Origin of the sequence: Microbispora sp. CA-102843 (genome assembly GCF_050936215.1) — a bacterium.
Classification (GTDB): Bacteria; Actinomycetota; Actinomycetes; order Streptosporangiales; family Streptosporangiaceae; genus Microbispora.
In genome coordinates, this window is record NZ_JBNJNF010000001.1 from 3413104 (window position 1) to 3428329 (window position 15226).

The 15226-nt window shown below is 70.7% G+C and carries 13 protein-coding genes; 12 read left to right on the top strand and 1 reads right to left on the bottom strand.

The annotated features are described in order from the left end of the window. Positions 1-57: 57 nt before the first annotated feature. The 11 genes from uvrA to ACQEVJ_RS16105 all read left to right on the top strand — a co-directional run bounded on the left by uvrA (position 58) and on the right by ACQEVJ_RS16105 (position 13165). Entirely contained in the window at positions 58-2898 is a 2841-nt protein-coding gene (gene uvrA / locus ACQEVJ_RS16055; RefSeq protein WP_433101642.1) for an excinuclease ABC subunit UvrA, read from the top strand. Between the two features lie 165 nt (positions 2899-3063). Next, positions 3064-3534 carry a Rieske (2Fe-2S) protein gene (locus ACQEVJ_RS16060; RefSeq protein ID WP_433101644.1) on the top strand — a complete coding sequence of 157 codons (471 nt, stop codon included), beginning with the start codon at positions 3064-3066 and terminating at the stop codon, positions 3532-3534. Between the two features lie 236 nt (positions 3535-3770). Then, entirely contained in the window at positions 3771-5789 is a 2019-nt protein-coding gene (gene uvrC / locus ACQEVJ_RS16065) for an excinuclease ABC subunit UvrC (RefSeq protein WP_433101646.1), read from the top strand. 243 nt (positions 5790-6032) lie between these two features. Then, entirely contained in the window at positions 6033-6902 is an 870-nt protein-coding gene (gene rapZ / locus ACQEVJ_RS16070) for an RNase adapter RapZ (protein WP_433101648.1), read from the top strand. A 222-nt stretch (positions 6903-7124) separates the two neighbouring features. Then, positions 7125-8084: a gluconeogenesis factor YvcK family protein gene (locus tag ACQEVJ_RS16075; RefSeq protein ID WP_433112778.1), complete on the top strand. Its 960-nt coding sequence runs from the start codon at positions 7125-7127 to the stop codon at positions 8082-8084. Positions 8085-8147: 63 nt separating this feature from the next. Next, positions 8148-9128 carry a DNA-binding protein WhiA gene (whiA, locus tag ACQEVJ_RS16080; protein WP_433101650.1) on the top strand — a complete coding sequence of 327 codons (981 nt, stop codon included), beginning with the start codon at positions 8148-8150 and terminating at the stop codon, positions 9126-9128. 286 nt (positions 9129-9414) lie between these two features. Then, on the top strand, positions 9415-10419 hold the full coding sequence (gap, locus tag ACQEVJ_RS16085; RefSeq protein WP_142559504.1) for a type I glyceraldehyde-3-phosphate dehydrogenase: 1005 nt from the start codon (positions 9415-9417) through the stop codon (positions 10417-10419). Further along, the gene (locus ACQEVJ_RS16090) at positions 10419-11606 is read left to right on the top strand and encodes a phosphoglycerate kinase (RefSeq protein ID WP_433101653.1); all 1188 of its coding nucleotides are present in this window, start codon (positions 10419-10421) and stop codon (positions 11604-11606) included. The genes gap and ACQEVJ_RS16090 overlap by 1 nt, the downstream gene beginning before the upstream one ends. After that, entirely contained in the window at positions 11607-12386 is a 780-nt protein-coding gene (gene tpiA, locus ACQEVJ_RS16095) for a triose-phosphate isomerase (protein WP_433101655.1), read from the top strand. It begins immediately after the preceding gene. 125 nt (positions 12387-12511) lie between these two features. After that, complete coding sequence (secG, locus tag ACQEVJ_RS16100; protein ID WP_142559501.1) at positions 12512-12742, top strand: preprotein translocase subunit SecG; 231 nt, start codon at positions 12512-12514, stop codon at positions 12740-12742. A gap of 75 nt (positions 12743-12817) precedes the next feature. After that, positions 12818-13165: an RNA polymerase-binding protein RbpA gene (locus tag ACQEVJ_RS16105; protein WP_433101657.1), complete on the top strand. Its 348-nt coding sequence runs from the start codon at positions 12818-12820 to the stop codon at positions 13163-13165. A gap of 157 nt (positions 13166-13322) precedes the next feature. On the opposite strand, the gene ACQEVJ_RS16110 is transcribed toward ACQEVJ_RS16105, so the two are convergent. Next, positions 13323-14210, bottom strand: a complete 888-nt coding sequence (locus ACQEVJ_RS16110) for a LysR family transcriptional regulator (protein WP_433101659.1) — start codon at positions 14208-14210, stop codon at positions 13323-13325. A gap of 116 nt (positions 14211-14326) precedes the next feature. Here ACQEVJ_RS16110 and ACQEVJ_RS16115 point away from each other — a divergent pair, with 116 nt between their 5' ends. After that, positions 14327-15220, top strand: coding sequence for an MBL fold metallo-hydrolase (locus ACQEVJ_RS16115; protein ID WP_433101661.1), 894 nt, complete (start codon positions 14327-14329; stop codon positions 15218-15220). Positions 15221-15226: the final 6 nt, after the last annotated feature.

The window sequence follows — 15226 nt, forward strand, 5'->3', positions numbered from 1 at the left end:
GCTCTGGATAGCCTGCCCGTGCACCTCCATTCACCTCATCGACCTATCGGGACCACCGTGGCTGACCGCCTGATCGTGCGTGGCGCACGCGAACACAACCTGAAGGACGTCTCGCTCGACCTTCCGCGAGACGCTCTGATCGTCTTCACCGGGCTCTCGGGCTCCGGCAAGTCCAGCCTGGCCTTCGACACGATCTTCGCCGAGGGACAGCGGCGGTACGTGGAGTCCCTGTCCGCGTACGCCCGGCAGTTCCTGGGTCAGATGGACAAGCCCGACGTGGACTTCATCGAGGGCCTTTCCCCGGCCGTCTCCATCGACCAGAAGTCCACCAGCCGCAACCCCCGTTCGACCGTCGGCACGATCACCGAGGTCTACGACTACCTGCGTCTGCTGTGGGCGCGCATCGGCAAGCCGCACTGCCCCCAGTGCGCACGCCCGATCGCCCGCCAGACGCCGCAGCAGATCGTGGACCGCGTGCTCGAACTGGAGGAGGGCACCCGGTTCCAGGTCCTCGCCCCGATCATCCGCGGCCGCAAGGGGGAGTACGCCGAGCTGTTCCGCGAGCTGCAGACCAAGGGCTACGCCCGCGCCCGCGTGGACGGCACGATCGTGCGGCTGGAGGAGCCGCCCACCCTCAAGAAGTACGAGAAGCACGACATCGAGGTGATCGTCGACCGGCTGTCGGTCAAGGAGAGCGCGCGGCGCAGGCTCACCGACTCGGTGGAGACCGCGCTGCAGCTGTCCGGCGGCACGATCACGCTCGACTTCGTCGACCTTCCCGACGACGACCCCAACCGTGAGCGCTTCTACTCCGAGCACCTCTACTGCCCCTACGACGACCTGTCGTTCGAGGAGCTGGAGCCGCGGTCGTTCTCGTTCAACTCGCCCTTCGGCGCCTGCCCCGAGTGCACCGGCCTCGGCACCCGCATGGAGGTCGACCCCGACCTCCTCGTACCCGACCCCGAGCGCACGCTCGGCGACGGCGCGATCAGCCCGTGGGCGAACGGCCACACCAGCGACTACTTCGTGCGGCTGCTGGAGGCGCTGGGCAACGCGCTGGGCTTCGACCTCGACACCCCGTGGGAGCGGCTGCCGAAGAAGGCGCAGAAGGCGATCCTGCACGGTCACGACGAGCAGGTCCACATCCGCTACAGCAACAGGTACGGCAGGCAGCGGTCCTACTACACCGAGTTCGAGGGCGTGATCCCCTGGGTCCAGCGCCGGCACGCCGAGTCGGAGAGCGACGCCAGCCGGGAGCGGTTCGAGGGCTTCATGCGCGAGGTGCCCTGCCCGGCCTGCAAGGGCCGCCGCCTCAAGCCGGTCTCGCTGGCCGTGACCGTCGGGGAGGCCTCGATCGCCGAGGTCTCGGCCATGTCGATCGCCGACTGCGCCAAGTTCCTGTCCGGCCTGCGGCTGTCCGAGCGGGACATGCACATCGCCGAGCGGGTGGTCAAGGAGATCAACGCCCGGCTGGGCTTCCTGCTCGACGTCGGTCTCGACTACCTCACGCTCGACCGCGCCGCCGGCACGCTGGCGGGCGGCGAGGCGCAGCGGATCCGGCTGGCCACCCAGATCGGCTCCGGCCTGGTCGGCGTGCTGTACGTGCTGGACGAGCCGTCCATCGGCCTGCACCAGCGGGACAACCAGCGCCTGCTGGAGACGCTGATCCGGCTGCGCGACATGGGCAACACGCTGATCGTGGTCGAGCACGACGAGGACACGATCGCCGCCGCCGACTGGGTGGTCGACATCGGCCCCGGCGCGGGCGAGCACGGCGGCCAGGTCGTCGTGTCCGGCACCGTGCAGGACCTGCTCGCCAGCGAGGAGTCGCTGACCGGGGCATACCTGTCGGGCCGCAAGGCGATCACCGCGCCGGAGATCCGGCGCCCGCGGGACAAGAAGCGGCAGCTCGTCGTGAAGGGCGCCCGTGAGCACAACCTGAAGGGGGTGGACGTCGAGTTCCCGCTCGGCGTCTTCACCGCGGTCACCGGCGTCTCGGGGTCCGGCAAGTCGACGCTGGTCAACGACATCCTGTACGCCGCGCTGGCCAAGGAGCTGAACGGCGCCAAGACCGTGCCGGGACGGCACTCCCGGGTTGTCGGCACCGATCTGGTGGACAAGGTCGTCCACGTCGACCAGTCGCCGATCGGCCGCACGCCGAGGTCCAACCCGGCGACGTACACGGGCGTCTTCGACCACGTGCGCAAGCTGTTCGCGGCCACGACCGAGGCGAAGGTCCGCGGTTACCTGCAGGGCCGGTTCAGCTTCAACGTCAAGGGCGGGCGCTGTGAGGCGTGCTCCGGCGACGGCACCATCAAGATCGAGATGAACTTCCTGCCGGACGTCTACGTCCCCTGCGAGGTCTGCCACGGCGCCCGGTACAACCGGGAGACGCTGGAGGTCCACTACAAGGGCAAGACGATCTCCGAGGTCCTCGACATGCCGATCGAGGAGGCGCTGGAGTTCTTCGAGGCGATCCCCGCCATCCGCCGTCACCTGAAGACCCTCAACGACGTCGGTCTCGGTTACGTACGGCTGGGCCAGCCCGCGACCACGCTGTCCGGCGGCGAGGCGCAGCGGGTGAAGCTCGCCTCCGAGCTGCAGCGGCGCTCGACCGGCCGCACGGTCTACGTGCTGGACGAGCCGACCACCGGCCTGCACTTCGAGGACATCCGCCGGCTCCTCGGCGTGCTCGACCGCCTCGTGGACGCCGGTAACACGGTCATCGTGATCGAGCACAACCTCGACGTCATCAAGACCGCCGACTGGATCGTCGACATGGGGCCCGAGGGCGGGTCCGGAGGCGGCAGGGTCATCGCCGCCGGCACGCCCGAGGTGGTCGCCCGGGTCGAGGAGAGCCACACGGGCGCCTTCCTCCGCAAGATCTTGGGCGTATGAGTATTCGTCTCATTATTTCTCCCTACTCTTCTTCTTCCGACCGCGTCACTCTGAACCGGCCACGGGGTGATGGCCGTACCTGAGGACACACAGGGTGACGCGTCGCGCAGGGGAAGGACCCGGGGCCGTGGACGTCCCGGGCCGCCGCATCAGGGAAGGATGAGCATGACGGATACGACACGCCGGGCTGTGATCTTCGGTGCCGGAGGCGCCGGGCTGGCCGTGGCGCTGAGCGCGTGCGGCGCCTCCGACGGGGACGACACGACGGCGTCGACGGGCCAGGGCGGGTCCCAGGACGGCCAGTCTCCGGCGGCCCAGTCTTCGGCGGCACAGGGTGGCGCAGGGGGTGGCGGCGAGCTCGCGAAGACCTCCGACATCCCCCAGGGCGGCGGCAAGGTCTTCAAGGACCAGGACGTCGTCGTCACGCAGCCGGAGGCCGGCCAGTTCAAGGCGTTCAGCGCGACCTGCACCCACCAGGGCTGCCCGGTCGCCAGCGTCTCGAACAACGAGATCGTCTGCCCGTGCCACGGCAGCAAGTTCAGCGCCAAGGACGGCTCGGTGACCAACGGCCCGGCGACCAAGCCGCTCGCCGAGAAGCAGATCACGGTGAGCGGCGAGAGCATCACCCTCGCCTGACGGGAGCTGCCGACGGTGGGTTCTCGTGGGCACGGGGACCCGTCGTCGTCCGGGCCGGGCCGGGCCGGGCCGGGGCCGGGCCGAGGCACGTTCACCGGGCCAGGCCCTCGACCTGGTCTTCGCCGCACTGGGCGTCCATATTTGATCTACATCGTAAAGGACCACCCTCGCGTTTCGTCGTGACCGGGTCCGCCGGGAACGGCGGGAATGTCGGCGGGGGCCAGTAGTCTTTGGGTGTGGCGGATCCGGCAACCTATCGACCGGCGCCCGGATCGATTCCTGAGTCGCCAGGCGTCTATCGCTTCCGCGACCCGGGCGGCCGGGTGATCTACGTGGGCAAGGCGAAGAGCCTGCGGCAGCGGCTCAACTCGTACTTCGCGGACTTCGCCGGCCTGCACCCGCGGACGCAGACCATGGTGACGACCGCGGCGTCCGTGGACTGGACGGTGGTCGGCACCGAGGTCGAGGCACTCCAGCTCGAATACTCCTGGATCAAGGAGTTCGACCCCCGGTTCAACGTCAAGTACCGCGACGACAAGTCGTACCCGTACCTGGCCGTGACGATGGGGGAGGACTTCCCCCGGGTGCAGGTGATGCGCGGGGCCAAGCGGAAGGGCACCCGCTACTTCGGTCCCTACTCGCACGCCTGGGCGATCCGGGAGACCGTCGACCTGCTGCTGCGCGTCTTCCCCGTGCGGACGTGCTCGGCGGGGGTCTTCAAGCGGGCGGGGCAGATCGGTCGGCCCTGCCTGCTGGGATACATCGACAAGTGCTCCGCGCCCTGCGTCGGCCGGGTCACCCCCGAGGAGCATCGCGCCCTCGCCGAGGACTTCTGCGACTTCATGGGCGGCAACACCGGCCGCTTCATCAAGCGGCTGGAGCGCGAGATGCGCGAGGCGGCGGCCGTGGAGGAGTACGAGCGGGCCGCGCGGCTGCGCGACGACGTCCAGGCGCTGCAGCGGGCCCTCGAGAAGCAGACGGTCGTGCTCGGCGACGACACCGACTGCGACGTGATCGCCCTCGCCGAGGACCCGCTTGAGGCCGCGGTCCAGGTCTTCTACGTACGCGGCGGCCGGATCCGCGGGCAGCGCGGCTGGGTGGTCGACAAGGTCGAGGAGGCCACCCCCGGCGAGCTGGTGGAGCAGTTCCTGCTCCAGATGTACGGCGAGGCCACGATCCCCCGCGAGATCCTCGTGCCGGCGCGGCCCCCGGACGAGGCCGCGCTGATCGAGCTGCTGAGCGAGCAGCGGGGTTCCCGCGTCGACCTGCGCGTTCCCCAGCGCGGCGACAAGAAGAGCCTCATGGAGACCGTGGAGCGCAACGCCAAGGAGTCGCTCGCCCAGCACAAGCTGCGCCGCGCGAGCGACCTGACCACGCGCAGCCGGGCCCTGCAGGAGATCGCCGACGCCCTCGACCTCGACCAGGCGCCGCTGCGGATCGAGTGCTACGACGTGTCGCACATCCAGGGCGAGAACGTCGTGGCCTCGATGGTGGTCTTCGAGGACGGCCTGGTCCGCAAGAGCGAATACCGCCGCTTCTCCATCAGGACCGGGGAAGGCGACGTCGCCTCGATCTACGAGGTCATCTGCCGGCGGTTCAAGCGCTACCTGGAGGAGCGGGCAGCGACGGGCGAGCTGGACGCGGAGACGGACGACGCGGCAGGGCACGACGGGGCAGGACACGACGGGGCAGGACACGACGGGGCCGAGTACGACGCGGCCGGGCAGGGTGAGGTGGAGCGCGGCGCGGCGACGCCGATCGATCCGGAGACCGGCCGTCCCCGCAAGTTCGCCTACCCGCCCAACCTCGTGGTGGTGGACGGCGGCCCGGCGCAGGCGGCGGCCGCCCAGCGCGCCCTGGACGAGCTCGGGATCGACGACATCGCGGTGTGCGGGCTGGCCAAGCGGCTGGAGGAGGTCTGGCTGCCCGGCGACGACCAGCCGGTGATCCTGCCGCGCAGCAGCGAGGGCCTCTACCTGTTACAGCGCGTCCGAGACGAAGCACACAGGTTCGCCATCACCTACCATCGGACGAAGAGGTCGAAATCGCTCAAGGAGAGCGCGCTCGACCACGTGCCGGGCCTGGGCCCGGCACGCCGTCAGGCCCTGCTGCGTCACTTCGGCTCGGTGAAGCGGCTGCGGGAGGCGAGCGCGGAGGAGATCCGCGAGGTCCCCGGCATCGGCCGCGCGACCGCCGAGGCCATCGTCGCGGCGCTGCGCGGTGAGAGCCCGTCGCCGGCGGGGCAGGGGTCGTGACGTGTTCGCGCGAGCACCGTGGCATGTCCCGTCCCGGGCAGGGCAGCAGGGAGGGCGCCGTCGGAGTCGCCCGGCGTGGCGGTGGCGCGATCAGGTGAAGAGGTGTCATGCTCCGGCACCAGAGGGTCCCTCCCGCGGGGAGCGGGCCCGGTCCTCGGCGGGTGGGCCGGTCATCCCGGCGCGGACGGCGGACGGGGCTGACGTTGGGCGAGCTGACATGGGCGGCAAGGCGGTGAGCGGGCGATGAGCACGACTGAGCCGGCATTCGTGGTGATCACCGGAATGTCGGGGGCGGGGCGCAGCACCGCCGCGAAGTCTCTGGAGGACCTCGGCTGGTTCGTGATCGACAACCTGCCGCCGGGGCTGCTGTCCTCGCTCGCCGAGGAGGCGGGCCGGGTGAACATGGCGACCGACCGCGTCGCGGCCGTGGTCGACGTGCGCAGCCTCGCCTTCACCACCGACCTCAACGCGGCGATCGAGGAACTCGACGGGCGCGGCGTCGGCGTCCGGGTGGTGTTCCTGGAGGCCAGCGACGAGGAACTGGTCCGCAGGTTTGAGAACGTCCGGCGTCCCCACCCCCTCCAGGGTGACGGGCGGCTCGTCGACGGGATCGACCGCGAGCGCGGGATCCTGCGCGAGGTCCGCGCCAACGCCGACCTCGTCATCGACACGTCCCTGCTGAACGTCCACGAGCTCCGCAAGAAGATCGTGTCGTTCTTCGGCGGCGAGGACCGGCCGGGGCTGAAGGTCAACGTCGTCTCCTTCGGCTACAAGTACGGCCTGCCGGTCGACGCCGACCTCGTCGTGGACTGCCGGTTCCTGCCCAACCCCCACTGGGTGCCGGAACTGCGGCCCATGAACGGGCTCGACGCGCCCGTGCGCGACTACGTGCTCAGCCAGCCCGGCGCCAAGGAGTTCCTCGACGGATACGAGGAGGTCTTCGGCGTCGTGGCCGCCGGATACACGCGCGAGGGCAAGGGTTACGCCACCCTCGCCGTGGGCTGCACCGGCGGCAAACACCGCAGCGTCGCGATGGCCGAGCAGCTCGGCGCCCGCCTGCGAGAGCGCGGCATGGACGTCCAGGTCAGCCACCGGGACACGGGCCGCGAGTGACGGCCCCCGCCCGGGCCTCCGGCGGGCCCGCGGTCGGAACCTCGTACGGCGAGCCCCGGCGGGCGCCGGGGCGGAGCCGATCAGCACGACATGAGCGCCACGGCTCCGCAGAGCGGTGCTCGTGGCGCGGCGAGGAGGACGATGAAGGACCCCGCCCCGGAAGAACCCTCGGACCCCTCCGTCCCCGATCATCCCCGGAAGTCCCCCACCCCCGGCACACCGATGCTTCCCCCGCAGCCCGCGAACGCCGCGAGCGGCCCCAGGGTCGTCGCGCTCGGCGGCGGTCACGGCCTGTACGCCTCCCTGTCGGCCCTCAGGACCGTGACGGACGACCTGACGGCCGTGGTGACGGTCGCCGACGACGGCGGCTCCAGCGGGCGTCTCAGGCGCGAACTGGGGGTTCTGCCGCCCGGTGACCTGCGGATGGCGCTCGCGGCGCTGTGCGGCGACGACGAGTGGGGGAAGACCTGGAGCGAGGTCGTCCAGCACCGTTTCAGAAGCGAGGGCGACCTGCACGGCCACGCCGTCGGCAACCTCCTCATCGTCGCGCTCTGGGAGCTGCTCGGGGACCCCGTCGTGGGCCTGGAATGGGTGGGGCGGCTGCTCGGCGCGCACGGCCGGGTGCTGCCCATGGCCTCCGTGCCGCTCGACATCCAGGCGGAGGTCGAGCTGGACGGGACGATCACGACGGTGCGCGGGCAGGTCGCCTGCGCGCTGACGCCCGGACGGGTGCGCTCGATCTCGCTGCTGCCGTCCGACCCGCCCGCCTGCCCCCAGGCGATCGAGGCGATCGAGACGGCCGACTGGGTGGTGTTCGGTCCGGGCTCCTGGTTCACCAGCGTGCTGCCGCACCTCAAGGTGCCCGAACTCGCCCGGGCGCTGCACGAGACGAGCGCCAGGCGGCTGGTGATCCTCAACCTCGCGCCGCAGGCGGGGGAGACCGACGGCTTCTCGCCCGAACGGCACCTGGAGGTGCTCAGGGAGCACGCCCCCTCGCTGGTCGTCGACGCGGTGGTCGCGGACGTCGGAGTGGTCGCCGACCCGAGGGCGCTGGAGAAGGCGGCCTGGTCGATGGGCGGCCGGGTCGTTTTGGCCGATGTGGTCGCCTCTGACGGATCCGCACGGCACGACGGACCACGTCTTGCCGCTGTCCTGGATGAGATTTTCCGTGAGAAGCGGTGATTGCGTGCTCCCCAGGTGCGAGAGACTGACGGGCAGAGTCTGTCTGGGGGAGGACACGAGCTGATGGCCATGACGGGTGTGGTGAAAGACGAGCTGAGCCGCCTTCCGGTGCTCAAGCCCTGCTGCCGCAAGGCGGAGGTCTCGACGCTGCTGCGGTTCGCCAGCGGGCTGCACCTGGTGGGCGGGCGCATCGTGATCGAGGCCGAGCTCGACACCAACGCCACCGCCCGCAGGCTGATCAAGGACATCGGCGAGGTCTTCGGCCACAAGGCCGAGGTGTTGGTCCTGGCCCCCGCAGGACTGCGCAAGGGCTCGCGCTACGTCGTGCGCGTCTACAAGGACGGCGAGGCGCTGGCCCGGCAGACCGGCCTGATCGACAACCACGGGCGTCCCGTGCGCGGGCTGCCCCGGCAGGTCGTCTCCGGGGCCACCTGCGACGCCGAGGCGGCCTGGCGGGGCGCGTTCCTCGCGCACGGCTCGCTGACCGAGCCCGGCCGGTCGATGTCGCTGGAGGTGACCTGCCCCGGGCCGGAGGCGGCGCTGGCCCTGGTCGGCTCGGCCCGGCGGCTTAAAATCCACGCCAAGGCCCGCGAGGTGCGCGGCGTCGACCGCGTGGTCGTGCGCGACGGCGACGCGATCAGCGCGCTGCTGACCCGGCTCGGCGCCCACGACAGCGTGCTGGCCTGGGAGGAGCGGCGGATGCGCCGCGAGGTGCGGGCCACCGCCAACCGCCTGGCCAACTTCGACGACGCCAACCTGCGCAGGTCGGCCAGGGCGGCGGTCGCCGCCGGTGCGAGGGTGCAGCGGGCGCTGGAGATCCTCGGCGACGAGGCCCCCGAGCACCTGGTGATCGCCGGCCGGCTGCGGGTGGAGCACAAGCAGGCGTCCCTGGAGGAGCTCGGCCAGATCGCCGACCCGCCGCTGACCAAGGACGCCATCGCCGGGCGCATCCGGCGGCTGCTGGCCATGGCCGACAAGCGCGCCCAGGACCTCGGCATCGCCAACACCGAGGCCAACCTCACGGTCGACATGCTGGCGCAGTAGCCACGCCTCCCCGGTTCCGTCCCCGTCCCGGCTCGGCCGACGGGACAGTGCGCCGTGCCGCTCTCCGACCGCCCGATCGGGCGTCCTGGCGAGGGGCGGCGGAAGGGGTACGGCGGGGTCGCCGCCATGCGAGAAGGGCCCGCTCACCGGCTCTTCCGGCCTGACACGCCGTCAAAGCGTGGCCCGGTGGTCTACACCAATTTGGGTCCGATAAGGTCTGTCATTGAGGTTTAACACAGCCCTGGCGCCGGTACGCCGGCGCACGACGTACGAGGAGATCGGATCCGTGAGCATCCGCGTAGGCGTCAACGGCTTCGGCCGTATCGGCCGCAACTTCTGGCGCGCTGTGGCGGCCAGCGGCAAGGACATCGAGGTCGTCGCCGTCAACGACCTCACCGACAACGCCACGCTGGCCCACCTGCTGAAGTACGACAGCATCCTGGGCCGCCTGCCGTACGAGGTGAAGGCCTCGGCGGACGAGATCACCGTTGACGGCAAGGCGATCAAGGCGTTCGCCGAGCGCGACCCCGCCAAGCTGCCCTGGGGCGACCTGGGCGTGGACGTCGTCGTCGAGTCGACCGGTCTGTTCACCGACGCCACCAAGGCCAAGGTGCACGCCGACAACGGCGCGAAGAAGGTCATCATCTCCGCCCCGGCGAAGAACGAAGACGTGACGATCGTCATGGGCGTGAACCACGAGAAGTACGACCCGGCCGCTCACACGATCATCTCGAACGCCTCCTGCACCACCAACTGCCTGGCCCCGATGGCCAAGGTCATCAACGACACCTTCGGTATCGAGAAGGGCCTGATGACCACCATCCACGCCTACACGCAGGACCAGAACCTGCAGGACGGCCCGCACAAGGACCTGCGCCGCGCCCGCGCCGCCGCGCTGAACATCGTCCCGACCTCCACCGGCGCCGCCAAGGCCATCGGCCTGGTCCTGCCGGAGCTGAAGGGCAAGCTCGACGGCTACGCGCTGCGCGTGCCGATCCCGACGGGCTCGGCCACCGACCTCACGGTCGAGGTCGGCCGCGAGACCACCGTCGAGGAGGTCAACGCCGCGCTGAAGGCCGCCGCCGAGGGCGCGCTCAAGGGCTACCTCAGCTACACCGAGGACGAGATCGTCTCCAGCGACATCGTCACCGACCCGTCGTCCTGCATCTTCGACGCCGGCCTCACCAAGGTCATCGGCAACCAGGTCAAGGTCGTCGGCTGGTACGACAACGAGTGGGGCTACTCCAACCGCCTCGTGGACCTCATCGAGTACGTGGGCGCCTCGCTCTGATGATCGGAATCGACGAGCTCGACGTGAAGGGCCGGCGCGTGTTCGTGCGCGCCGACCTCAACGTCCCCCTCGACGGGGAGACGATCACCGACGACGGCCGCATCCGGGCGTCGGTGCCGACGATCAAGAAGCTGATCGAGCGCGGCGCCAAGGTCGTCGTCGCCGCCCACCTCGGCCGCCCCAAGGGCTCCGTCACGCCGAAGTACTCGCTCGCCCCGGTCTCCCGGCGGCTGGCCGAGCTGCTCGGTGAGGACGTGGCGTTCGCCACCGACGTGGTCGGCGAGTCCGCGCAGAGCGTGGTGGCGGGCCTGCAGGACGGGCAGGTCGCCCTCCTGGAGAACCTGCGCTTCGAGCCGGGCGAGGAGTCCAAGGACGACGCGGTCAGGGGCGAGTTCGCCGGCAAGCTGGCCGCCCTCGCCGAGCTCTACGTCGGGGACGGCTTCGGCGCCGTGCACCGCAAGCACGCCAGCGTCTACGACCTGCCCAAGCGGCTGCCGCACGCGGCGGGCGACCTGGTTCTCGCCGAGGTCGAGGTGCTGCGCAAGCTCACCGAGGACCCGGCCAGGCCGTACGTCGTCGTGCTCGGCGGCGCGAAGGTCTCCGACAAGCTCGGCGTGATCGCGAACCTGCTGTCCAAGGTCGACCGCCTGCTCATCGGCGGCGGCATGGCCTACACCTTCCTGAAGTCCCAGGGCTACGAGGTGGGCAAGTCGCTGCTGCAGGAGGACCAGATCGACCAGGTCAAGGGCTTCCTCGACGAGGCGGCCTCCCGCGGGGTCGAGCTGGTGCTGCCGGTGGACGTGCTGGCCGCCACGGAGTTCGGCGCCGACGCGCCGTACGAGGTCGTGGACGCCACCGCGATCCCGGCCGACCGCGAGGGCCTGGACATCGGCCCCCGCACCCGGGAGCTGTTCGCCTCGAAGCTGGCCGACGCCCAGACCGTGTTCTGGAACGGCCCGATGGGCGTGTTCGAGTTCGACGCGTTCTCCGGCGGCACCCGCGCGGTGGCCGAGGCGCTGGTGAACTCCAAGGCGTTCACCGTGGTCGGCGGCGGCGACTCGGCGGCGGCCGTGCGCAAGCTCGGCCTGCCCGAGGACGGCTTCTCCCACATTTCCACCGGTGGCGGCGCTAGCCTCGAGTACCTCGAAGGCAAGACGCTGCCCGGACTCGCGGCGCTGGAGGAGTAGATGGCCCGCAAGCCGCTGTTCGCCGGCAACTGGAAGATGAACCTCAACCACCTCGAGGCCATCAACCTGGTGCAGAAGCTGGCGTTCACACTGACCGACCGCGACTACGACAAGGCGGACGCCGCGGTCATCCCGCCGTTCACCGACCTGCGAAGCGTGCAGACGCTCGTGGACGCCGACAAGCTCCGCATCGCCTACGGCGCCCAGGACCTGTCGGCGCAGGACTCCGGGGCGTACACCGGGGAGATCTCCGGGGCCATGCTGAGCAAGCTCGGCTGCACGTACGTGCTGGTGGGCCACTCGGAGCGGCGGCAGTACCACGCCGAGGACGAGGCCCTGTGCAACGCCAAGGTCAAGGCCGCCTACCGGCACTCGCTGACGCCTATCCTGTGTGTGGGCGAGGGGCTGCCGGTGCGTCAGGAGGGCCGCCACGTCGAGCACACGCTGGCGCAGCTCGACGGCGCTCTGGAGGGCGTGCCCGCCGAGCAGGTGAAGTCCATCGTGATCGCGTACGAGCCGGTTTGGGCGATCGGCACCGGCGAGGTCGCCACCCCGAAGGACGCCCAAGAGGTGTGCGGCGCCATCAGGACGCGACTCGCCGAGCTTTACGGTGACGATGTGGCCTCTGTTGTCCGTATCCTTTACGGTGGCTCGGTGAAGTCGGACAACGTCGCCGGCATCATGGCGGAGGCCGACATCGACGGCGCCCTCGTGGGAGGGGCCAGCCTCGACGCGGGAGAATTCGCCAAGATCTGCCGACTTGGCGAGACCTCCGGCTAGCTGAGCCGTTTGGGGGGTGCGACTTGACATCAGGTCGTACCCTCGAAGGACACAATTGAATCGTCACGCCGATGGCATCGTGCACACACGCGTCGTGCACGCCCGGACATAGGAACAGGTCTACGGTGACAATCGGAATCTCCATCGCCCTCATCCTGTCGAGCGCTCTGATGGTGCTGCTCGTCCTGCTCCACAAGGGCAAGGGCGGCGGCCTGTCCGACCTGTTCGGAGGCGGCTTCACGTCCTCCTTCGGCGGTTCGTCGGTGGTGGAGCGTAACCTGGACCGTCTCACCATCATCACCGGCATCGTCTGGTTCGTCTGCATCATCGCGCTGGGCCTGCTGCTCAAGCCGTAGCGGACGGCCTCCGGCCACGCGTGACAGAGATTCACCTCCCCCCGTCCGCGGGGCGATCGAGCAAGGAGTTCATCGGTGGGTAGTGGCAACGCGATCCGTGGCAGCCGAGTCGGCGCCGGCCCCATGGGAGAGGCCGAACGCGGCGAGGCCGCCCCCCGTGTGCGGGTCCCGTTCTGGTGCGCGAACATGCACGAGACGCGCCCGAGCTTCGCCAGTGACGCGCCCGTCCCCGAGTTCTGGGACTGCCCGCGGTGCGGACTGCCGGCCGGGCAGGACCAGTCGAGCCCGCCGGCTCCGCCGCGCAACGAGCCGTACAAGACGCACCTCGCGTACGTGAAGGAGCGCCGCAGCGACAAGGACGGCGCGCAGATCCTCGCCGAAGCGCTGGAGCGGCTTCGTTCCTCGTCCCGCCCGATCTACTAGAGGTGACGCGGCTCCGCCGCTGATTCCGGTACGGCACAGGCCCCCGATCCCGCCCGGATCGGGGGCTTTGTCATGCTCGGAGGGGGGTTCACCCCCGATAGCGGCCGCGCCGAACTACAGATCACGCACCCGGCCTCGTAAGGGGCCCAAGGGGCCTTCACGTATGCGCAGGCTCCCGGCCCGCGGAGCGGTACACGGCCGCGGCGATGTGGGTGAACGAGCGGATCAGCGGGTTGGCGTCGGCGGTGTTCCAGGCCAGGACGAGGCGGCTGGGCGGCATGTCGGCCAGCGGAACCGACGTGAGCCCCTCGGGCAGTGCGTGGGCCGTCGGCGCCAGCCCGACCGTGCCGTTCCACAGAACGGCCTGCAGGCACTCGTGAACCGTGCGCACCACCGGGCCGTCGCGGAGCTCGCCGCCGGGCGTGGTGCCGTTCCAGTAGGCGCTCCAGACGGGATCGGTGCCGTCGGGCAGCCGGAACCACGGGCGGTCGGCGAGATCGCTCAGCCGCAGGGTCTCACGGCGGGCGAGCGGATCGTCGGCCCGCAGGACCACCCCCATGGGATCGGAGCGCAGCAGGCGGGTGGTGATCCCCGCGTCGTCGAACGGCTCCCTGGTGAGGGAGACGTCGACGAGGCCGGCCCGAAGGCCCGTGGTCGGGTCGGTGAAGTCCGCTTCGCGGATGCGGACCTGGACTCCGGGGTGACGCCGGCGGAAGGCCGCGGAGAGCCGGGCTCCGGCCTGTTCGGCGCTGTCCGCGAGCGTGCCGATGGTGATGGTGGCGGCGCCGGCCGCGGCGGCGACCCGGGCGCGCACCCGCTCGGCCTGCTCCAGCAGCGCGCGTGCCTCGTCGTAGAGCGCGGCGCCGGCCGCGGTGAGCGTGACGCCGGTTGGCGACCGGTGCAGCAGGAGGGCGCCGAGGTCGGCCTCCAGTTGCCTGACGGCGCGGCTCAGCGGCGGCTGGGTCATGTGCAGGCGCGCGGCGGCCCGCCCGAAGTGGCGCTCCTGGGCGACCGCCACGAAATAGCGCAGCGAGCGTAGGTCCATCACCGGCGACGATACCGGCACGGTATCGGGCGTGCGCAACCGGTGTTGGACGCGGCAGAGCATCCGGTAATGGACTGGAGCGGCCCGGTTGTCAGGCTCTCCGAGGATTGGATGCGATGTCCGAATACATGCTGCCCGAGCCCGTCGTGCGGATCGAGGAGGCGCGGGAGCTCGCCCGCGACCTGGTGGTGATCCCCAATCGCCGGGTGCAGCTGGTGCCCAACATCGGCGTCATCGGCGGCACGCATTCCGTGCTGGTCGTCGAGACCGGAATGGGCCCGCGAAACGCCGAGACCGTGCTCAAGTTCGCGGCCGAATACGCGGCGGGCCGCACGCTGTACCTGACCACGACGCACTTCCACCCCGAGCACGCGTTCGGGGCGCAGGCGTTCGCCGGGGAGGCGACGTTCCTGGTCAACCGGGCGCAGGCCGATGACCTGGCGGCGAAGGGCGCCGCCTACCTCGACATGTTCAGGGGACTCGGCGAACCGGTCGCCCGGCAGCTGGAGGGCGTCGAGATCGCCACCCCCGACGTCGTCTACGACGACGCGTACGACCTGGACCTGGGCGGCCGGGTGGTGCGGCTGCGGGCGGCCGGGCGGGCGCACAGCAGGGGCGACCAGGTGATCACCGTCCCCGACGCCGGGGTGATGTTCACCGGCGATCTCGCGGAGGCCGGGCAGTTCGCCATCTTCCCGTGGTTCCCGCCGCACGACACCGACGTGTCCGGCACCCGCTGGATCGCCGTGATGCGGCGGCTGGCCGACGCGTCACCGCGGGTGGTGGTGCCCGGCCACGGCGACGTCGGCGGCCCGCAGCTGCTCGCCGACGTCCGCGACTACCTCGAACTGCTGCGCGACGAGACCTGGGCGCGCCGGGACTCGGCGGTGAGCGAGCAGACGATCGTCGAGGAGGTCGGTGCGCTCATGATCGAGCGGCACCCGGAGTGGGCCGGCCGGGAATGGATCGAGAAGGGCGTCGGCTGCCTGTGCGCCGAGCACCCCGCCTGACGCAGG